The sequence below is a fragment of the Micromonospora sp. CV4 genome, from assembly GCF_003667455.1.
In the GTDB taxonomy this organism is placed as follows: domain Bacteria; phylum Actinomycetota; class Actinomycetes; order Mycobacteriales; family Micromonosporaceae; genus Micromonospora.
This window is the reverse complement of record NZ_RCVI01000279.1, coordinates 46,488-66,157: the sequence shown is the minus strand read 5'-3', so window position 1 is coordinate 66,157 and position 19,670 is coordinate 46,488. Positions and strand designations below refer to the sequence as shown.

Genomic DNA, 19,670 nt, shown 5'->3' with positions numbered 1-19,670 from the left:
GCGCGGGCCGGGCCGGGCGACAGCGGCCGTGCGGCCGGCCCGCTACCCTTGCGGTGGTCGGACTCCGCACTGCCGACCGCGTTGTGCCCGCCGGAACACTGACAAACGGGATGTTCGTGTGTTTGACACCTTGAGTGACCGCCTGTCCGGGATCTTCACCAAGCTCCGCGGCAAGGGGCGGCTCACCGACGCCGACATCGACGCCACCGCGCGCGAGATCCGCCTCGCGCTGCTGGAGGCGGACGTCGCGCTGCCGGTCGTCAAGGGCTTCATCGCGGCCGTCAAGGAGCGGGCCCGCAGCGCAGAGGTCTCCCAGGCGCTGAACCCGGCCCAGCAGATCATCAAGATCGTCAACGAAGAGCTGATCAACGTGCTCGGCGGTGAGGGCCGGCGGCTCCAGTTCGCCAAGCAGCCGCCGACGGTGATCATGCTGGCCGGCCTCCAGGGTTCCGGTAAGACCACCCTCGCCGGCAAGCTGGCCCGGTGGCTCAAGGGCCAGGGGCACCAGCCGCTGCTGGTCGCCGCCGACCTTCAGCGCCCCAACGCCGTCGGGCAGCTCCAGGTGCTCGGTGGCCGGGCCGGCGTCGAGGTGTACGCCCCGGAGCCCGGCAACGGCACCGGTGACCCGGTGCAGGTGGCGCGGGCGTCGATCGAGCACGCGAAGCGGGCGGCCCGGGACATCGTCATCGTCGACACCGCCGGCCGGCTCGGCATCGACGCCGAGATGATGCAGCAGGCCGCCGACATCCGCGACGCCGTCTCGCCGGACGAGGTCATCTTCGTCATCGACGCGATGGTCGGTCAGGACGCCGTCCGCACCGCCGAGGCGTTCCGCGACGGCGTCGGCATCACCGGCGTGGTGCTCTCCAAGCTCGACGGCGACGCCCGTGGTGGCGCCGCGCTGTCGGTGCGTGAGGTGACCGGGCAGCCGATCCTGTTCGCCTCCACCGGCGAGAAGCTGGAGGACTTCGACGTCTTCCACCCCGACCGGATGGCCAGCCGGATCCTCGGCATGGGCGACGTCCTCACTCTGATCGAGCAGGCCGAGCAGGCCTTCGACTCCGATCAGAAGGAGAAGATGACCGCCAAGCTGATGGGCGGCGAGCAGTTCACCCTGGAGGACTTCCTCGACCAGCTCATCGCGGTGCGCCGGATGGGCCCGATCGCCAACGTGCTGGCCATGATGCCCGGCATGGGGCAGATGAAGGACCAGCTCGCCGATCTGGACGACACCCACTTCGACCGGGTCACCGCGATCATCCGGTCGATGACCCCGGCCGAGCGCACCACTCCGAAGATCATCAACGGCTCCCGGCGGGCGCGCATCGCCAACGGCTCCGGGGTCACCGTGATGGACGTCAACCAGCTGCTCAACCGCTTCGCCGACGCGCAGAAGATGATGAAGCAGATGGGCGGCATGATGGGCCTGCCCGGCGGTGGCCGGCGCAAGGCGACCAAGAGCCCCAAGAACAAGCGCAAGGGCACGAAGGGTGGCGGCCGGCCGCGTACCGGCGCCGGCGCCGGGATGCCGGGCGGGTTCCCGGGTGGCATGCCGCAGCTTCCGCCGGGCATGGACCCGAACGACCTGGCCGGCGGTCAGGGCCTGCCGCCCGGCTTCAAGCTCCCGAAGATCGACTTCAACAAGCTCGGCAAGGGCGGCGACAACCACCCCCGCTGACGCGTGTCGGTGACGGCGGGCGACGTCGCGGACGACGGGATGATCGGGTAGGACTGTGCACATGGCTCTTCATGTGCGCGGTGTGCTGCTCCCCGACGACGAGGTCCGGGATCTCTGGCTGGTCGGCGACCGGGTGACCCACACCCCGGTGCCCGGGGCGGAGACGGTCGTCGACGGCGGTTTCGTCCTGCCGGGTCTGGTCGACGCGCACTGCCACATCGGCATCGCCCGCGGTGGCGCCCCGATCACCTCTCTCGACCAGGCCCGCGAGCTGGCCCTCGTCGACCGGGCCGCCGGGGTGCTGGCGATTCGCGACGCCGGCTCGCCGTACCCGTACCCCGAGTTGGACGACGAGCCGGACCTGCCGCGACTGGCCCGCGCCGGCCGGCACGTCGCGCCGCCGAAGCGCTACCTGCGCGACATCGGGGTGGAGGTCGGCGCCGCCGAGGTGGCCGCGACGGTCGCGGCTCAGGCGCGGGCCGGCAACGGCTGGGTCAAGCTGGTCGGCGACTGGATCGACCGCGGCGTTGGCGACCTCGCGCCGGCCTGGGACGCGGACACCCTCACCGCCGCCGTGCGGGCCGCGCACGACGCCGGGGTACGCGCTGCCGTGCACACCTTCTCCGAGTCGGCCGTGGAAATCATGGTGCGGGCCGGTGTGGACTCGGTGGAGCACGGCACGGGGCTGAGCCTCGACCTGATCGACGAGATGGCCCGCCAGGGCACCGCGCTGGTCCCCACGATGATCAACATTGCTACCTTCGGTGGGATCGCCGAGCAGGCGCGGGCCAAGTTCCCCGGGTACGCGGAGCACATGCTGGCGCTGCGGGACGGCTTCCCCGAGGTGGTGCGGGCCGCGCACGAGGCGGGCGTGCCGATCTATGTGGGCACCGACGCGGGCGGCGGCATCGACCACGGGCTGGCCGCCGAGGAGATGCTGCTGCTGCACGAGCGGGCCGGCATGGCGCCCCTCGACGTGCTGGCCGCCGCCTCCTGGGGCGCCCGGGAGTGGCTCGGCTTCCCCGGCCTGGTCGAGGGCGGCCTCGCCGACCTGACCGTCTATCCCGAGGACCCGCGCCACGACCTGCGCGTGGTCCGCGCCCCGTCCCGCACCATCCTGCGCGGCCGCGTCATCCGCTGACGGCGACGCCGCGCCGTGCGCCGCGAAGACCCGCGCAACATTCGGGATGTTGCTGCTTCGCGGCTCCCGGAGGCAGCAACATCGGGGAAGCTGCGCGGATCTTGGGCGCGGGGCGCAGGGCGCCGGGCGTGATGCGCGGCGCGGGGCGCGCGCGGTGCGGGGCGCGCGCGGTGCGGGGCGCGGCGCCGGGTCAGGGGGGCGTGCGGGCGGCCGTCGCGAACAGGCGTACCGCCAGGTCGGCGAGGGCGGCGGCGGTCTGGTCGATCGGGTCGCGGGGGAGCACGATGTGGCTGACGACCAGGCGGACGATGGTGTCGGCGGCGAAGGCCAGCGCGGCCGGCTCGGCCTGCGGCAGGTGGTCGCCGACCCACTCGATGAGCGCACCGGACGCCTCGGTGAGCACCACCTCGGCCCGGGTGGTCAGGTACGGCAGCAGCTCGTCCGAGCCACCTCGGGCGCTGGTCAGGATCGCCTTGACCAGGGGGTTGTCCGCCGCCGCGGCGAGGGTGTGCGCGATCGCCGCGTACGCGCCGGCCCGGACGTCGGGACCGTGCGCGACCAGGGCCGACCGGACGTCGCCGACGAACCGGTCGACCTCCCGCCGGGCGAGCGCCTCGGCCAGGCCGGCCTTGCTGCCGAACTCGTTGTAGACGGTCTGCCGGCTCACTCCGGCCGCGGCGGCCACCCCGCCCATGCGGACCGCGTCCCAGCCGGAGGCGATGGTTCGCGCGCGGGCGGCGTCCACGATCGTGTCCCGCAGCCGCTGGCGAGGGGTCTCCGTCGATGCAGTCATGGTGGTCGAAGTCTACGGTCGCCCCGCCAGCCTGCGCAGGGGCCGCCGCAGCCGGTGCGCCGGGTGGGCGCGGAACAGCGGGCGGACGGCGCGTCGCCGCCCGGGCGCGGTGGCCGCCCGCGCGGCGCATAGGATGTGCGGTCATGGCACGCGTGCTCACTCCCCGTGCGGAGGACTTCCCCCGCTGGTACCAGGACCTGATCGCCAAGGCGAAGCTGGCCGACAACGGCCCGGTCCGCGGCACCATGGTCATCCGCCCGGCCGGCTACGCCATCTGGGAACGGATGCAGGCCGAGATGGACGCCCGGATCAAGGCGGCGGGCGCGGAGAACGCGTACTTCCCGCTGTTCATTCCGGAGAGCTACCTCAAGCGCGAGGCCCAGCACGTCGAGGGCTTCTCACCAGAGCTGGCGGTGGTCACCCACGGTGGCGGCAAGCAGCTCGCCGAGCCGGTGGTGGTGCGCCCCACGAGCGAGACGGTGATCGGCGAGTTCATGGCCAAGTGGATCGACTCGTACCGGGACCTGCCGCTGCTGCTCAACCAGTGGGCCAACGTGGTCCGGTGGGAGCTGCGCCCGCGGATCTTCCTGCGCACCAGCGAGTTCCTCTGGCAGGAGGGGCACACCGCGCACGCCACGCGCGAGGACGCCCGGGCCTACGCCCGGCGGATCCTGCACGAGGCGTACGAGGACCTGATGGTCAACGTGATCGGCATCCCCGTGGTGGTGGGCCTGAAGACGGCCCGCGAGCGGTTCGCCGGCGCGACCGCCACGTACACCTGCGAAGGCATGATGGGCGACGGCAAGGCGCTCCAGCTGGGCACCAGCCACGAGCTGGGCCAGAACTTCGCCAAGGCGTTCGACATCAGCTACTCGTCCGCCGAGGGGGGCCGGGAGTACGCCTGGACGACCTCCTGGGGCACGTCGACCCGGATGCTCGGCGGCCTGATCATGGCGCACGGCGACGACAACGGCCTGCGGGTGCCGCCGAGGCTGGCCCCGATCCAGGCGTACGTCATGATCGTCAAGGACGGCGAGGGTGTCGCCGAGGCGGCTGCCAAGCTGCGCGACGGCCTTCGCGACGCCGGTGTCCGGGTCGCGCTCGACGACCGCACGGACACCGCGTTCGGCCGCCGGGCCGTCGACGCCGAGCTGCGCGGCTATCCGGTACGCGTCGAGGTCGGCCCCCGCGATCTGGCCGCCGGTAACGCGGTGGTGGTGCGCCGTACCGACGGCTCGAAGTCCCCGACACCCGTGGCCGACGTGGTCGGCGCGGTGCTGGCCGCGCTGGAGACCGACCAGCAGGTGCTGCACGACCAGGCGCTGGCCAACCGCGAGTCGCGCACGGTGGACGTGGCCACCCTCGGCGAGGCGATCGAGGCCGCCGCGAACGGCTGGGCCCGGGTGCCGTGGTCGGCGGTCGGCGTGGCCGGCGAGGCCGAGGCGAACGGCCAGGGCGTCACGGTGCGCTGCCTGCTGCGTGCCGACGGCTCGGTGCCGGACTCCGAGGACGAGCCCGACCTGATCGCCGTCCTCGCCCGCGCCTACTGAGGTGCGGCCGGGCAACCCTGTCGACCGGTTCGCGCCGGGTCGGTTGATCATGCACCGCAGCGTGCGGCACGGCCGGATCGGGTGGGTCCGGCCGGGCCGGGTGGTCAGTGACGACGAGCGGGGTCTGCTGGTCTGGATCGCCCGGGACTCGCCGGTCGCCCACGAGGTGACCGAGGCGGGGCTGGGGATGCGGGCGATGCCGTTCGCCCAGTGGATCTCGTCGGCGTACCGGCTGGAGCGTGGGCGCTGGAACGGGCCGCCGCTGCTGAAGTTCCTGCCCACCGGCGCGGCGCACTCCGTCTGGTGGTTCCGGGACGCGCAGGGCCGGTTCGCCCACTGGTACGTCAACCTGGAGGAACCCGGCGTGCGCTGGGACGACGGTCCGGTGGCCGGCGTCGACGTGGTGGACCAGGACCTCGACGTGGTGGTGCACCCGGACCGCAGCTGGCAGTGGAAGGACGAGGACGAGTTCGTCGAGCGCCTCGCCTTCGGCGACGACTACTGGGTGACCGACGAGAAGGCGGTCCGGGCCGAGGGGGAGCGGGTGATCGCGCTCGCGGAGGCCGGCGAGTTCCCGTTCGACGGCACCTGGTGCGACTTCGCGCCCCCCGCCGACTGGGACGTACCGGACGACCTTCCGCCGGGTTGGGACCGTCCGCCGGTGCGCTGAGAGGGTGTTCCGGGTCACCGGTCCGGGCCGTCCGGGCGCGGTGTCCGGGTCCGGTGCGAGAGATCAGCGTCGGATCTGGCAGAATGGGTCGCTGGTATCCGGCGCGCGTCCGGCGCCCTCTAACCCGGGCACGTCGCCAGTCCACCGAGTAGTCTCCGGCCCAACCCCACTGTGCCGTCGGCGCTCACCCATACACACCGCCCGTGCCGGGCTGGTGAGATCGCAACAGGAGCGAAACAACTGTGGCCGTAAAGATCCGGCTCCTGCGGATGGGTAAGATCCGCAACCCGCAGTACCGCATTGTCATCGCCGACTCGCGCACCAAGCGTGACGGCCGGGCGATCGAGTTCGTCGGGGTGTACCAGCCGAAGGAGGACCCTTCGGTCATCGAGGTCAAGTCGGAGCGGGTCCAGTACTGGCTGTCCGTCGGCGCTCAGCCGAGCGAGGCGGTGCAGCGGCTGCTGGAGCTGACCGGTGACTGGCAGAAGTACAAGGGCCTGCCGGCCCCGCCGCCGCTGAAGGTCGCCCCCGAGCGGGCCGACCGCAAGGCGGCGTACGAGGCTGAGGCGAAGGCCGCCGCCGGGCTCGCCCCGGAGACCCCGGCCAAGCCGGCCAAGAAGGCCGCCAAGGCCGCTGAGGCTCCGAAGGCCGAGGCTCCGGCCGAGGCGCCGAAGACCGAGGCTCCGGCCGAGGCCCCGGCCGCCGCTGCCGACGCCGGTGAGCAGGCCTGACATGCCTCTGCGTCCGGCGTTGGAGCACCTGGTCAAGGGCATCGTCGACCACCCGGACGACGTCCGGGTGCGGATGGTCGATTCCCGTCGGGGCAAGCGGCTGGAAGTCCGCGTGCACCCCGAGGACCTCGGCACCGTGATCGGGCGGTCCGGCCGGACCGCCAAGGCGCTGCGCCAGGTGATCGGCTCCATCGGCGGGCGCGGGGTACGCGTCGACATCGTCGACTCGTACTGATGCAGCTCGTCGTCGGCAGGATCGGCAAGCCGCACGGTGTCCGCGGTGAGGTCACCGTGGAGGTGCGGACCGACGAGCCCGAAGCACGGTTCGCCCCAGGGTCGGTGCTGCGCACCGAGCCTGGGGCGGTTCCGCCTTCCGCACCCGCGGATGGTCCCGGGGTGCCGTTCCGGGTTCCGACCGAGCTGACCATCGAGGAGTCCCGCTTCCACCAGGGCCGGATCCTGGTCGCGTTCGCCGGGATCCTGGACCGCGACACCGCCGAGGCGCTGCGCGGGACCCTGCTCGTGGTGGACAGCGCCGACGTGGAGCCGCCGGAGGACCCGGAGGAGTTCCACGACCACCAGCTCGTCGGGCTGGCCGTGGTCACCCCGGCCGGCGAGCGGCTGGGCGAGGTCGCCCGGATCGACCACGCGCCCTCGTCCGACCTGCTGGTGCTGCGGCGCCCCGAGGGGCGCGTCGCGTTGATCCCGTTCGTCCGGGCGATCGTTCCGGAGGTCGACCTGGCCGGTGGACGTGTGATCGTCGACCCGCCGGCCGGACTGCTCGACCTTTAGGACCACCCCCATGCGCGTCGACATCGTGTCGATCTTCCCGGAGTACTTCGCCCCTCTGGACCTGTCCCTGATCGGCCGGGCCCGGGCCAACGGCGTACTCCAGTTGGCCGTGCACGACCTGCGGACCTGGACCCACGACGTGCACCGCACGGTCGACGACACCCCCTACGGCGGCGGTCCGGGCATGGTGATGCGTCCGGAGCCGTGGGGCGGCGCGCTGGACGCGCTCGCCCCGGCCGAGGCCCCGCCGCCCCGGCTGCTGGTGCCCTCGCCGGCCGGTGTTCCGTTCACCCAGGCCATGGCGTACGAGCTGGCCGCCGAGCCGCACCTGCTCTTCGCCTGCGGCCGGTACGAGGGGATCGACCAGCGGGTGCTGGCGCACGCCGCGACCCGGATGCCGGTCACCGAGGTCTCGCTCGGCGACTACGTGCTCTTCGGCGGCGAGGTGGCGGTGCTGGTCGTCCTGGAGGCGATCACCCGGCTGCTGCCCGGTGTGCTGGGCAACGCCGGCTCGCTGGACGAGGAGTCACACGCGCACGGGCTGCTCGAAGCACCGATCTACACCAAGCCGCCGAGCTGGCGCGGGCACGACGTGCCGGAGGTGCTCCGCTCCGGCGACCACGGAAAGATCGCCCGCTGGCGGCGAGAGGAGGGGCTGCTGCGCACCGCCGCGCAGCGTCCGGACCTGCTCGCCGCGCTGCCCCCCGACCGGCTCGACAAACGGGACATCGCGGCGCTGGATCGGGCCGGATTTCAGCCCCCGCCGGGAGATGTGGCAAAGTAGAGGGGTTGCCGCATCCGTCCGCGCCCGCGGGCGGCTGCGAGGATTCCCGACCGGGGTCGGCTCGCCGATCACCACCCGGGGATCAGAATCACCCACCCGCGCACCGAGTGACGGTGCGCCGTGAGCCTTACGAGGACGCAGCGATGAACATCCTGGACGCCCTTGACGCCCAGTCGAAGCGGACCGACCTCCCCGACTTCCGTGCCGGTGACACCGTCAAGGTGCACGCGCGGGTCGTCGAGGGCAACCGGTCCCGTGTCCAGATCTTCCAGGGCGTCGTCATCCGCCGCCAGGGTGACGGACTGCGCGAGACCTTCTCGGTCCGCAAGGTGAGCTTCGGTGTCGGCGTCGAGCGGACCTACCCGCTCAACGGCCCCGGCATCGACCGGATCGAGATCGTGACCCGCGGTGCCGTGCGCCGCGCCAAGCTGTACTACCTGCGCGAGCTGCGCGGCAAGAAGGCCAAGATCAAGGAGAAGCGGGAGAAGCAGCCCAGCTGACTTCCCGCTCGCCACGCCGCCTGAGCTGCGCGTATGCCGTACCGACCGGACCGCACTACCCTGGTCGTACGGGCGCAGCCAAGCGGCGGCCCCGCCCACGTGGCGGGCAGCCGTCCACAACCGCCCGTGGGGCCTCGACGAGGCCCCCGGGCGGTGGTGTTTCTGCGGACCGGGGAGTGGCGTGGTGCAGACGCTTGACGAGGACGGCACCGTCGATCCGTGGCGCCGGCGGTCCCGCCGCACCCGCCGGCAGATGCCCCTCTGGCAGGAGCTCCCGCTGCTCCTGGTCGTCGCGTTCTGCCTCGCGGTGCTGATCCGCACCTTCCTGCTCCAGGCGTTCTTCATTCCGTCCGGCTCGATGGAGGACACGCTCCTGATCGGCGACCGGGTGCTGGTCAACAAGGTCGTCTACGACGTCCGCGACCCGGTACGCGGCGAGGTGGTGGTCTTCCGGGGCACCGACCGCTGGGCGCCACAGGTCGACGAGCAGCCGGCGCCGGGCTTCACCGGCAAGCTCACCCGGACCGTCGGCGACCTGGTCGGGGTGAGCCGCCCCGGCGAGAAGGACTTCATCAAACGGGTGATCGGCCTCCCGGGCGACCGGGTCAAGTGCTGCGACAGCCAGGGCCGGGTCACCGTCAACGGCACCCCGCTCGACGAGCCCTACGTGGTGCGCGACTCCCCGCTGGATCTGCCGCCCAACCCGGGGGAGTGCCGCTCCCGGCGCTTCGACGAGGTCGTCGTGCCGCCCGGCCAGATCTTCGTGATGGGCGACCACCGGCTGGTCTCCCAGGACGCGCGCTGCCAGGGCCCGGTGCCGATCGACAACGTGGTCGGCCGCGCCTTCATGGTGGTCTGGCCGTCCTCCCGGTGGGATCCGCTGTCGGTGCCGTCGACGTTCGACGACGTGTCCGGGCCGGCCGCGGCCTCCTCGGGCGCGCCTCCGGTCCGACCGACCCCACAGGGCGGTGTGCTGCTGCTTCTTCCCCTGGTAGCCGCGCTGCGGGGTTCCCGCGCGTTCCGGACGGTGACGTCCAGCCCGGCAACGTAGGCTCCTTGGCGTGATTGACGAGCAGACCGACAAGCCCCGCAGTTCCTTCTGGAAGGAGCTGCCGATCCTGCTGGGTGTGGCGATCCTGGTTGCGGTGCTGGTCCGCGCCTTCGTGCTGCAGACCTTCTTCATCCCCTCCCCGTCCATGGAGAACACTCTCAAGATCGATGACCGGGTGCTGGTCAACAAGCTGGTCTACGACTTCCGCTCGCCGCACCGCGGCGAGGTGATCGTGTTCAAGGCGCCGATCGAGTGGAGCGGCAACCCCGACGGTGAGGACTTCATCAAGCGGGTGATCGGTGTCGGTGGCGACCACGTGGTCTGCTGCGACCCGGAGGAGCGGCTGGTGATCAACGGCAAGTCGCTCGACGAGCCGTACATCTTCTCGATGGACGGGATCCGCGACAAGCCGGCCGACCAGGAATTCGACATCACCGTGCCGAAGGGGCGGCTGTGGGTGATGGGCGACCACCGGTCCGCCTCGGGCGACTCGCTGGAGCACTGGCAGCAGTCCGGGCAGAACATCACCGAGGCCACCATTCCCGAGGGCGAGGTGGTCGGGCGGGCGTTCACCGTGTTCTGGCCGGTCAACCGCGCCACCTGGCTGACGGTGCCCGACCAGTTCGACGGCATCCCGAAGCCGTAGGTCGACGGGGGCGTGGGCGATCCGCCGCCGGTCTGGCAGGCTGGGGCCGTGACCGTCTACACCCCTCGACGCGCCGCCCGCGTGCTGCTCGTCGACGCGGCCGGCCGGGTCCTGCTCTTTCACGGCTTCGACCCGGCGCGCCCCGGGCACCGCTACTGGTTCACCCCGGGCGGCGGACTCGATCCGGCGGAGTCACCGGCGGCCGGCGCGATCCGGGAGCTGGCCGAGGAGACCGGGTTGCGGCTCGACCCCGCCGAGCTGGGTGAGCCGGTCTGGTCCGAGACGACCGAGTTCCCGTTCGACGGTGTGTGGTACAGCCAGCAGCAGGTGTTCTTCCTGGTCCGGGTGTCGTCGTGGGAGGTGGACACCGCCGGCTTCGACGACGTCGAGCAGCGCAGCATCGCCGGTCACCGCTGGTGGCCGCCGGACGAGCTGGCGGCCAGCGATGAGCGGTACTACCCGGCCGAGCTGCCCGCCCTGTTGAGCAGGCTCCTGCGACCGACCGCCAGCGCCGGCCGGGACGAGGGCTCGTGCTGACCCCGCCGCGCACCGTCGTGCGCCGGGAGGCCGGGCTGTACGCGCTGGAGCGGGCGTTGCAGCGGCGCGGCTTCCGGCTGGTCGCCGGCGCCGACGAGGCCGGTCGGGGCGCGTGCGCGGGCCCGCTGGTCGCCGCCGCGGCGGTGCTGCCCGAGGGGCGGCGCGGCGAGATCGAGGAGCTGGCCGACTCCAAGCTGCTCACCCCGGCCGCCCGGGAGCGGGTGTACGCGGAGGTCGTGGACCGTGCGCTGGCGTACGCCGTGGTGGTCATCCCGGCCGAGGAGGTCGACGCCCGGGGGCTCCACGTGTGCAACCTGGCCGCGATGCGCCGGGCGCTCGCCTCGCTCACCACCCGGCCGGAGTACGTGCTGACCGACGGCTTCGGCGTGGACGGCCTGGGTGTGCCGGGGCTGGCCGTGTGGAAGGGCGACCGGGTGGCGGCCTGCGTGGCGGCGGCCAGCGTGCTCGCCAAGGTGACCCGGGACCGGATCATGGTGGAGTTGGACGGGGTGTTCCCGGCGTACGGTTTCGCCGAGCACAAGGGCTACATCACGCCGGAGCATTCCGCGGCGCTGCGGGAGCACGGGCCGTGCCGGGAGCACCGTTTCTCGTACGTCAACGTCGCCGCGGTCTCCGGCCGCGACGGGCGGCCGCCGCGCTCCCGCCGGCCCGTGCATCCGGGCCCGGACGAGCCGATGGAGCGCTCCTGGGCGTCAGGGAGTACCGTCGGCGTGGCGTTGGGCGAGCAGCTTCGGCCTCCGGCGCCGGTGGGGGAAGATGTGGTCATGGAAGGCGGAGTGCGATGAGCGCGGAAGATCTCGAGAAGTACGAGACCGAGATGGAGCTGCAGCTCTACCGGGAGTACCGCGACATTGTCCGCCAGTTCTCCTACGTGGTGGAGACGGAACGCCGGTTCTACCTGGCCAACCAGGTCGACCTGCACGTGCGCAACTCCGACGGCGAGGTCTACTTCGAGGTCGAGATGCACGATGCCTGGGTGTGGGACATGTACCGTCCTGCCCGCTTCGTGAAGAACGTCCGGGTGATGACCTTCAAGGACGTCAACGTCGAGGAGCTGGAAAAGCCCGACATCTCGCTGCCCGCCGACTCCGGCTTCGGCGGCTGACCGCACCCGTTTCCGCCGGGCCGCACCACGGGCCCCCCACCCGTGGCGCAGCCCACGCCGCCGGTCACTCGGCCGGCACCACGACCTCGACCCGCTGCACCAGGTTGTTGGCGAAGCCGCCCCGGTTCCACGGCTGCTCGACCGGCTGGGTCCGCCCGGAGGCGTCCGTCGCCCGCGCGCTGAGCACGTACCGGCCCGGCGTCGCGGTCCACTCGTGCCGCCACCGTCGCCAGGCGAAGTCGCCCTCCGCGGCGTCCAGCTCGGCCGGCGTCCAGCTCGTCCCGCCGTCGGTGGTCACCTCCACGGCGACCACCGGCGCGTGCCCCGACCAGGCTCGACCGTCCACGGTGCACGGTCCCGGCCGGAGCACCCGGCGGCGGGACATGAAGTCCGGGAAGCCGGGCGGGCGGACCAGCGCGCGCGGCTCGATCCGGGTGACCGGAACGCCCGGGTCGTCGGCGTCGTGGCGCACCCGGTAGGCGACCGCGTTCTGGTACCCCTCGAACGGCTCGGTCCGCACCTCCACCGAGCGCAGCCACTTCACGTGCGCCATGCCGTACCAGCCCGGCACGATCAGCCGCAGCGGCGCACCGTGCTGCGGCAGCAGGGGAGCACCGTTCATCTCGTACGCCAGCAGCACCTCGTCGCGCAGCGCGTCGGCGACCGGCAGCCCGCGCTGGTAGTCCTGCTCCACCCCGCGCTCGACGCCGTGATCGGCGCCGGTGAAGACCACGTCGACCGCGTCCGGCCCGAGACCCGCCTCGCGCAGCAGCGGCGCCAGCGGGGTGCCCGTCCACTCGGCGTTTCCGACCGCCTCGACCAACCAGGGCTGGCTGACCGGCCGGGGGTGCAGCAGGGCCCGACCGTTGCCGGCGCACTCCAGGGTGACCCGGTGGGTGACCCGGGGCCGCTCACGTAGCTCCGCCAGGCTGACGGTCAACGGCCGGTCCACCGCGCCGCCGACGGTCAGCGCGTGCGTGGCCGGGTCCAGCTCCGGAATGTCGTAGTGCGTGAGCAGGTAGTGCAGCCCCGCCGGGGTGACGTCGTAGCGCAGCGCCTCCAGCGGTATGCCGTGGTTGCGGGCGGCGAGCTGCAACTCCTCGGCGCTGAACGCCTCGTCCGGCTCGGCGATCCGCGACGGGCCGCTCACCTCGGCCACCGTCGGCGCGCCGACGGCCCCGTGGTGCGGAGTCGGGTCGTCCTGCGGAGACCTCGGCGTCCGGTCATCGACAGTGGTCATGGGTGCCTCCCCGGTTCGGACGGCGGCGCTGCGCTCGCACGCGGACCAGCCTAGGCCCTCCGCGACGGCCCAGGTCCGGCCCGGTGCGCGCGAACCCTCCGACCCACGCGGGATGACAGGGACAGCGTTCAGCCGGCCACGACATAACAGATCACCGGGCGCTCCGGGTGGCCATCCACAGCACCCCCACCTGTCCACAGCTCGGCCGCTCGGGGTGCCCGGCGGTCCAGGCCCGGTCGCAGGCTGCCGTCATGCGACCGCCACCCGCCCCGCCTACCGTTCCGGTCCGCCGCACCGTGCTGCTCTGCGCCGCGTTGCCCCTCGCGCTGGCCGTCCAGCTCTGCGGCCTGGCGGTGCTGGTCGCGGCGCCGCCCGTCCGCGCGCCGACGCCGGTCGTGCCGGTCGCGGTCGTGGCGCCCGCCCCAACGGACGTCGGTGCCGGGCGGTTCCGCTGGCCGGTCGACGGGCCGCCCCGCCCGGTGCGCCGATTCGATCCGCCACCCCGGCCGTGGCTGGCCGGGCACCGGGGAGTGGACCTGGCCGCGCCGGCCGGGGCGGTGGTCCGCAGCGCCGGGCCGGGCACGGTGCTCTTCGCGGGCCTGGTCGCCGGTCGGCCGGTGGTCACCGTCGGGCACTCCGGCGGGCTGCGGACCACCCACGAGCCGGTGCGACCGGCGGTACGCCCCGGCCAGCAGGTCGCCGCCGGTACGCCGCTGGGCGAGCTGCTGGCCGGTCATCCGGGTTGCCCGGCCCTGACCTGCCTGCACTGGGGCCTGCGCCGGGACGTCGAGTACCTCGACCCGCTGGCCCTGCTCGGCCTCGGCCCGGTACGCCTGCTCCCGGTCGGTCGGGTCAGCGCTGGGCGAGCAGCGCCGGCAGTCGTACGGCCAGCCGTTCGTACTCGTCGGCGGCGTTGTAGACCTGACCGGTGAGCCGTAGCCACCCCCGACCGTTCCAGGTCATCACCGCCACCTCGGCGGCGAGCCGCTCGCCGATGCGCGTCTGCAGCGCCCGCGCCGCGTCGATGGTGGTGGCCATGCCGGCCGGCAGCGGGACGATGCGCAGAGCCACCGCGGGCCCGCCGGGGTCGGGCAGCTGGGCGGGCGGTACACCCAGCGCGTCCCCCACCACCCGCTGGCCGTACGCGGCGAGCGTGGCGTTGTGCTCCCGAACCCGGTCGACGCCCAGGCTGCGAAGCGTGAACAGGCCTGCGGGGGCGGCCAACCACGAGGTGTAGTCCAGGGTGGCCTGCCATTCGACCCGGGCCGGGAAGCCGGCCTCCTGCTCCCACGAGACCACCAGCGGCTCGATCCGATCCCGCCACGCCGCGGTCACCGCGAGCAGGGCGGTGCCCCGCGGGGCGTACCCCCACTTGTGCAGGTTGCCCACCCAGAAGTCGGCGCCGATGCTGATGACCGGGGTCGGCAGCATCCCCGGGGCGTGCGCGGCATCCACCAGGACCGGGACGCCGTGTTCGTGGGCCACCCCGACGATGGCGGCGGCCGGGAAGAGCCGGGCGGTGGCCGAGGTGAGTTGATCGACGACGAGGAGCCGGGTCCGCCCCGGGCGCAGCCCGGCGCGCACGGTCTGCACGATCTGCTCGTCGGTGGCGCCCCGCGGGATCGGCAGCACTCGGCTGACCGCCCCGGTCCGGCGGCACTCGCGCTGGATGGCCAGGCCTACCGCCCCGTACCCGTGGTCGGTGCTGAGCACCTCGTCGCCGGGCTGCAACCCCAGCGACTGGAGCACCACGGCGACGCCGGTGGTGGTGTTGCCGACCAGGGCGCTGCCGTCCGGGTCGGCGCCCAGAAAGGTGGCCAGGTGCCGGCGGGTGTGCGCGATCCGGTCAACCAGGCCCTGGGTGAAGAAGCGCAGGGGGTTGGCCTCCATCTCGTCGCGCAGCCGCTGTTGGGCACGCTGCACGCCGATCGGCACCGCGCCGAACGAGCCGTGGTTGAGGTGGCTGACCGCCGGGTCGAGGGAGAAGAGCAGGCGGGCGCCCGGGATCGGCACAGGGGGCTGCGGGGCGCTCACCCGGTGATCGTAACCGCCGGTCGATCATCCCCGAGTGGCGTCCGATGCGGGGTCGGCCTGCGGGGGTCAGGCGCGTGGGTGGGCCTGGCGGTAGGCGGCGCGCAGCCGCTCCACCGAGACGTGCGTGTAGATCTGCGTGCTGGCCAGCGACGAGTGGCCGAGCAGTTCCTGCACGGCGCGCAGGTCCGCGCCGCCCTCCAGCAGGTGGGTGGCGGCGGAGTGACGTAGCCCGTGCGGGCTGGTCCGGGGCAGGCCGGTGGCCTCGGCGTACCCGCCGATGATCTGACGTGCGGTGGTCGGGTTGAGTCGGCCGCCCCGGGCGCCGAGCAGCAGCGCGTCGCCTGAGCGGGCGCCGACCAGCGCCGGGCGGCCACGGCGCAGCCAGTCGTCCAACGCTCGCTGCGCGGGCACCCCGTACGGCACCGAACGTTCCCGACCGCCCTTGCCGAACACCCGGATCACCCGGCGGCCGTGGTCGACGTCTCCGACGTCCAACCCGCAGGCCTCGCTGATCCGCACGCCGGTGGCGTACAGCAGTTCCAGCAGCACCCGGTCGCGCAGTGGCACCGCCTCGGCCGTTGTCGACTCGGTCGGTGTGGAGGTGGGTGGCAGCCGGGTCGGCGCGTCCACCAGGGCGGCGGCCTGGTCGGCGCGCAGGACGGTGGGCAGTTCCCGGTGCGCGCGAGGGCTGGCCAGCGCGGCGCCTACGTCGGCGGCGAGCAGCCCGGCGCGGTGCGCCCAGGCGCTGAACGCGCGCGCCGACGCGGCCCGCCGGGCCAGCGACGTGCGGGCCGCGCCGGTCGTCCGCTGCCGGGCCAGCCAGCTGCGCAGCACCGACAGGTCAAGCTCGGCCAGGTCGACACAGCCCATCCGGACGGCATGGTCGAGCAGCGAGACCAGATCGGTGACGTACGCGCGGACGGTGTGCGCCGACCGGTTGCGGACCCGGGACAGGTGCTCGGCGAAGTCGTCCACCGCGTCGCGCAGCGCCGGCGGCAGCTCCTGGTGGGTGGCCCGGGTGCCCCGGGCAGGCCGGCTCATCGCCGCCCGGCCGGCGGCGCCGTGGTGGCGGCCGGGCGGCGATGGGCCCACGCACCCCCGCTGACAGCTGGCACGCCACCAGCCTACGGCCGCGCGTCGCGCACCGCCGGCCGCGACGGGGTCGGTGTGGTCGGCGCTGGTGTGGTGGGTGTCGGGCTGGCGGACGTCGTCCGCTTCCGCCGGACGGGCGGGGCGAGGGCGTAACCGTCGTCGCGGCGGACCACCAGGGACAGCTCCTCCAGAAGGGACAGTTTGCGCAGTGCGGTGCGCACGTCGACGCGCGCCCGGGCGGCCAGCCCGTCCACGCCCAGCGCGCCCCGGCGAGGTAGTGCCTCCAACAGCGACCGCGCGTCGTCGTCGAGCGTGTCGGCCGGTCGCTGCGGGCCCCGGGCCAGCGGCGCCAGGTCGGCGCCGATCCGGCCCACCTCCTCGAGCACGTGCGCCACCCCGGTGACGAGGCGAGCCTTCGGGAACTCGCGGAGCAGCTCATGCGCGCCGACGGACATCGCCGAGGTCACCGGCCCGGGAACCACCATGGCCGCCCGGTCGGTGTGGATGGCCCGCCGGGCGGTCTGCGTCGCGCCGCTCCGTGCGGACGCCTCCACCACGACGGTGCCGAGGGTGCCTCCGGCGATGACCCGGTTGCGAATCAGGAACCGGGGTCGTAGCGGCTCGGCCCCGGGCGGCCACTCGCTGACCAGCAGGCCGGTGTCGGCGATCCGATCGAAGAGCGCCGCGTTACCCATCGGATACGGCCGATCCAGCCCGCAGGCCAGCACCGCGACGGTCAGGCCGCCGGCGTTGAGGGCGCCCCGGTGGGCGGCCGCGTCGATCCCGAACGCGCCACCGGACACGACCGTCCAGTCCCGTTCGGCCAGCCCGTACCCCAGTTCGGTGGCCACGTGCAGGCCGTAGCCGGTCGCCGCCCGTGCCCCGACCACGGCCACCGATCGTTCCAGCGCCTCGCCCAGCGGCCAGCTTCCCCGGACCCAGAAGCAGAGCGGCGGCGCGGTCTCGACGTCCACCCGCCGGCTGACGTCCGGCAGTTGGAGCTTGGCCAGGCCGGCCACCCGGCCCGGCCACTCGTCGTCGTCGGGCGTGACCAGCCGGGCACCGAGACGGTCTGCCCGATCCAGTGCCTCGGCCGCCACCGCGCGGGCGTCGGCGGCGGCCGACCGGGCGGCAACCGTGGTGTGCAGCCAGCCGTCCGGGCTACCGCCGTCGAGCAGCAGATCCAGCGCCGCCACCGGGCCCAGCCGCTGCACCAGCCGGTGCACCGCGCGGGTGCCCGGCTCGGCCAGCCAGGTCAGCGCCACCCGGGCCAGCCGCCGTTCGTCTTCAGCGCTCACGTCGCCTCTCCCGTGCGTAGTTGGATCGCCTCCCGGACGTCCTCCCGGTCGGGCCGGTCCCGTCCGTCCAGGTCCGCGATCGTCCATGCCATCCGGATCACCCGGTCGAAGCCGCGTGCCGACAGCGAGCCGGAGTCGAGCCGTCCGCGCAGCTCGGCGGTGTCCCGGGCGGGCAGCCGCCACGGCGGTCGGCGCAGGTGCGGGCCGCCCACCTCCGCGTTGAGCCGCCGGCCGAGGGCGGCCCAGCGGCTGGCCGCCGCCTGCCGGGCAGCCACCACCCGTTTGGCGACCGTGGCCGAGGACTCCGCATCGCTTCCCGCAGCCATCAGCTCCGCCGCCCGCACCGGCATCAGCCGCACCTGCACGTCGATCCGGTCGAGCAGCGGCCCGGACAGCCGGCCCAGGTAACGGCGGCGGACGAGCGGGGTGCACTCGCAGTACGCGTCCCCGCCCGGCTTCGCGCACGGACAAGGGTTGGCGGCCAGCACCAGTTGGGTCCGGGCCGGATATTCGGCGCCGCCCCCGCTGCGGGCCAGCTTGACGCGGCCGTGCTCCAGCGGCTGGCGCAGCGCCTCCAGGGCGCCCTTGCTGAACTCCGGCGCCTCGTCGAGGAAGAGCACGCCGCGGTGGGCCAGCGACACCGCGCCGGGTCGGGCCAGCCCTGAACCGCCACCGACCAGCGACGGCACGGTGGCCGTGTGGTGTGGCGCCTGGAGCGGCGGGCGGCGCAGCAACCGACCGCCCGGTGGCAGCAGCCCGGCGATCGAGTGCAGCGCGGTGACCTCCAGCGCCGCGTCGTCGTCCAGCTCGGGCAGGATCGACGGCAGCCGCTCAGCCAGCATCGTCTTGCCGGCGCCCGGCGGGCCGAGCAGCGCCACGTGGTGCCCGCCGGCGGCGGCGACCTCCAACGCGCGTCGCCCCATCTGCTGCCCGGCGACCTCGGCCAGGTCCGGGCCACCGGTGACGGGTTCCGGGGTCTCGGCCGATGGTTCGATCAGCGGGCTGCCCTCCCGGACGAAGGTGACCAGCCGGTGCAGCGTGTCGACCGCCCGCACCCGTATCCCGGGGATGACGGCGGCCTCGGCGGCGTTGCCGGCCGGGACGATCACGCGCCCGACGCCGGCCTGGGCGGCGGCGGCGACCATCGGCAGCACCCCGCGCACCGGCCGGACGGTCCCGTCCAGCCCCAGCTCGCCGAGGACCACCACCCCCTCCAGGGGCAGCAGTGGCAGCTCACCCGAGCCGCCCAGCAGTGCGGCGGCGATGGCCAGATCGAACGCGGAGCCGAATTTCGGCAACGTCGCCGGCAGCAGGTTCAGGGTGATGCGCCGGTTGGGCCAGCGCTGGCCGGAGTTGACCACGGCCGCCCGGACCCGGTCGCGGGCCTCGTGCAGGGCGGTGTCCGGCAGCCCGGAGATCACCACCGCCGGCAGGCCGGCGGCGAGATCGGCCTCCACCTCGACCAGGTGGCCGGTGACGCCGACCAGCCCCACGGAGAGCACCTTCGCGTAACTCATGGCGCTTCCCGACCTTCCGGAGCGCGCATCTCAGAACGCGCCCTTGAGGTGATCGACCTGGGCCGGGCCCGCGTCGGGCAACCGCACCGAGAGCACGTCGAACCGCACCTCCTCGGCGGTCGTCCCGGTCTCGGCCAGCCAACGTGCGGCTAGCCCGCGCAGTCGCCGTGCCTTGGCGGGCACGACCGCCTCGGCCGGGGTGCCGAAGCTGTCGCCCCGGCGCGTCTTCACCTCGCAGAAGGTGAGCACGGGCCCGTCCCAGGCGATGATGTCGATCTCCCCGTCCGGGCAGCGCCAGTTTCGGGCGACCGGTCGCAGCCCCGCCCCGATCAGGTGTCGGGTCGCGCAGCGCTCGCCGTACGCGCCGACCGCCTGGTTCCGCTTCGTCATGGCTGGCACGGTGCCCGCCGGGGCCCGACCGCTGCGACCCCGACATCGGCCACCTGTGGACAACCGCTGTCCTGTGGACGACCAACCGATCAACCCCGCC

General features: G+C 73.6%; 22 protein-coding genes. 15 read left to right on the top strand and 7 right to left on the bottom strand.

Annotation, left to right across the window (positions count from 1 at the left end):
- Positions 1–118 precede the first annotated feature (118 nt).
- Both ffh and EAD98_RS18200 read left to right on the top strand, forming a co-directional pair.
- Positions 119–1,678: a signal recognition particle protein gene (gene ffh, locus EAD98_RS18205; RefSeq protein WP_121655254.1), complete on the top strand. Its 1,560-nt coding sequence runs from the start codon at positions 119–121 to the stop codon at positions 1,676–1,678.
- A 61-nt stretch (positions 1,679–1,739) separates the two neighbouring features.
- Entirely contained in the window at positions 1,740–2,819 is a 1,080-nt protein-coding gene (locus EAD98_RS18200) for an amidohydrolase family protein (protein WP_121655253.1), read from the top strand.
- A 190-nt stretch (positions 2,820–3,009) separates the two neighbouring features.
- On the opposite strand, the gene EAD98_RS18195 is transcribed toward EAD98_RS18200, so the two are convergent.
- Positions 3,010–3,612 carry a TetR/AcrR family transcriptional regulator gene (locus tag EAD98_RS18195; protein ID WP_121655252.1) on the bottom strand — a complete coding sequence of 201 codons (603 nt, stop codon included), beginning with the start codon at positions 3,610–3,612 and terminating at the stop codon, positions 3,010–3,012.
- 143 nt (positions 3,613–3,755) lie between these two features.
- Between EAD98_RS18195 and proS the strand changes: the two genes are divergently transcribed.
- The 12 genes from proS to EAD98_RS18135 all read left to right on the top strand — a co-directional run bounded on the left by proS (position 3,756) and on the right by EAD98_RS18135 (position 11,999).
- Complete coding sequence (gene proS / locus EAD98_RS18190; RefSeq protein ID WP_121655251.1) at positions 3,756–5,162, top strand: proline--tRNA ligase; 1,407 nt, start codon at positions 3,756–3,758, stop codon at positions 5,160–5,162.
- Between the two features lie 49 nt (positions 5,163–5,211).
- Positions 5,212–5,832 (top strand): DUF402 domain-containing protein, encoded by a 621-nt coding sequence (locus EAD98_RS18185; protein ID WP_121655261.1) that lies wholly within the window; start codon positions 5,212–5,214, stop codon positions 5,830–5,832.
- Between the two features lie 242 nt (positions 5,833–6,074).
- Positions 6,075–6,563, top strand: coding sequence for a 30S ribosomal protein S16 (rpsP, locus tag EAD98_RS18180; protein WP_121655250.1), 489 nt, complete (start codon positions 6,075–6,077; stop codon positions 6,561–6,563).
- Positions 6,538–6,798: an RNA-binding protein gene (locus EAD98_RS18175; RefSeq protein WP_172862164.1), complete on the top strand. Its 261-nt coding sequence runs from the start codon at positions 6,538–6,540 to the stop codon at positions 6,796–6,798. Before rpsP ends, EAD98_RS18175 begins: the two co-directional genes overlap by 26 nt.
- A complete protein-coding gene (rimM, locus tag EAD98_RS18170) occupies positions 6,798–7,355 on the top strand; it encodes a ribosome maturation factor RimM (protein ID WP_121655249.1) in 558 nt (185 codons plus the stop codon). Before EAD98_RS18175 ends, rimM begins: the two co-directional genes overlap by 1 nt.
- 10 nt (positions 7,356–7,365) lie before the next feature.
- Entirely contained in the window at positions 7,366–8,139 is a 774-nt protein-coding gene (gene trmD, locus EAD98_RS18165) for a tRNA (guanosine(37)-N1)-methyltransferase TrmD (RefSeq protein WP_121655248.1), read from the top strand.
- 143 nt (positions 8,140–8,282) lie between these two features.
- On the top strand, positions 8,283–8,639 hold the full coding sequence (gene rplS, locus EAD98_RS18160) for a 50S ribosomal protein L19 (protein ID WP_074317771.1): 357 nt from the start codon (positions 8,283–8,285) through the stop codon (positions 8,637–8,639).
- Between the two features lie 181 nt (positions 8,640–8,820).
- The gene (gene lepB / locus EAD98_RS18155; protein WP_121655247.1) at positions 8,821–9,690 is read left to right on the top strand and encodes a signal peptidase I; all 870 of its coding nucleotides are present in this window, start codon (positions 8,821–8,823) and stop codon (positions 9,688–9,690) included.
- Between the two features lie 10 nt (positions 9,691–9,700).
- Complete coding sequence (gene lepB / locus EAD98_RS18150) at positions 9,701–10,336, top strand: signal peptidase I (RefSeq protein WP_121655246.1); 636 nt, start codon at positions 9,701–9,703, stop codon at positions 10,334–10,336.
- A gap of 48 nt (positions 10,337–10,384) precedes the next feature.
- Positions 10,385–10,873 (top strand): NUDIX hydrolase, encoded by a 489-nt coding sequence (locus EAD98_RS18145; protein WP_121655260.1) that lies wholly within the window; start codon positions 10,385–10,387, stop codon positions 10,871–10,873.
- Positions 10,867–11,679 (top strand): ribonuclease HII, encoded by an 813-nt coding sequence (locus tag EAD98_RS18140; protein ID WP_121655245.1) that lies wholly within the window; start codon positions 10,867–10,869, stop codon positions 11,677–11,679. Before EAD98_RS18145 ends, EAD98_RS18140 begins: the two co-directional genes overlap by 7 nt.
- Positions 11,676–11,999: a DUF2469 domain-containing protein gene (locus EAD98_RS18135; RefSeq protein ID WP_007075222.1), complete on the top strand. Its 324-nt coding sequence runs from the start codon at positions 11,676–11,678 to the stop codon at positions 11,997–11,999. Before EAD98_RS18140 ends, EAD98_RS18135 begins: the two co-directional genes overlap by 4 nt.
- A gap of 64 nt (positions 12,000–12,063) precedes the next feature.
- On the opposite strand, the gene EAD98_RS18130 is transcribed toward EAD98_RS18135, so the two are convergent.
- The gene (locus EAD98_RS18130; RefSeq protein ID WP_233583872.1) at positions 12,064–13,239 is read right to left on the bottom strand and encodes a sulfite oxidase; all 1,176 of its coding nucleotides are present in this window, start codon (positions 13,237–13,239) and stop codon (positions 12,064–12,066) included.
- Between the two features lie 251 nt (positions 13,240–13,490).
- Here EAD98_RS18130 and EAD98_RS18125 point away from each other — a divergent pair, with 251 nt between their 5' ends.
- A complete protein-coding gene (locus EAD98_RS18125; protein WP_121655244.1) occupies positions 13,491–14,171 on the top strand; it encodes a murein hydrolase activator EnvC in 681 nt (226 codons plus the stop codon).
- Here the strand turns inward: EAD98_RS18125 and EAD98_RS18120 are convergent.
- The 5 genes from EAD98_RS18120 to EAD98_RS18100 all read right to left on the bottom strand — a co-directional run bounded on the left by EAD98_RS18120 (position 14,092) and on the right by EAD98_RS18100 (position 19,570).
- Positions 14,092–15,273, bottom strand: a complete 1,182-nt coding sequence (locus tag EAD98_RS18120; RefSeq protein WP_121655243.1) for an aminotransferase class V-fold PLP-dependent enzyme — start codon at positions 15,271–15,273, stop codon at positions 14,092–14,094. The genes EAD98_RS18125 and EAD98_RS18120 overlap by 80 nt on opposite strands.
- Before the next feature lie 66 nt (positions 15,274–15,339).
- Positions 15,340–16,314, bottom strand: a complete 975-nt coding sequence (locus EAD98_RS18115; RefSeq protein WP_121655258.1) for a tyrosine recombinase XerC — start codon at positions 16,312–16,314, stop codon at positions 15,340–15,342.
- 83 nt (positions 16,315–16,397) lie between these two features.
- Entirely contained in the window at positions 16,398–17,663 is a 1,266-nt protein-coding gene (locus EAD98_RS18110; RefSeq protein ID WP_121655242.1) for a DNA-processing protein DprA, read from the bottom strand.
- Positions 17,660–19,180 (bottom strand): YifB family Mg chelatase-like AAA ATPase, encoded by a 1,521-nt coding sequence (locus EAD98_RS18105; protein WP_121655241.1) that lies wholly within the window; start codon positions 19,178–19,180, stop codon positions 17,660–17,662. The genes EAD98_RS18110 and EAD98_RS18105 overlap by 4 nt, the downstream gene beginning before the upstream one ends.
- Positions 19,181–19,210: 30 nt before the next feature.
- Positions 19,211–19,570: a YraN family protein gene (locus EAD98_RS18100; RefSeq protein ID WP_121655240.1), complete on the bottom strand. Its 360-nt coding sequence runs from the start codon at positions 19,568–19,570 to the stop codon at positions 19,211–19,213.
- Positions 19,571–19,670: the final 100 nt, after the last annotated feature.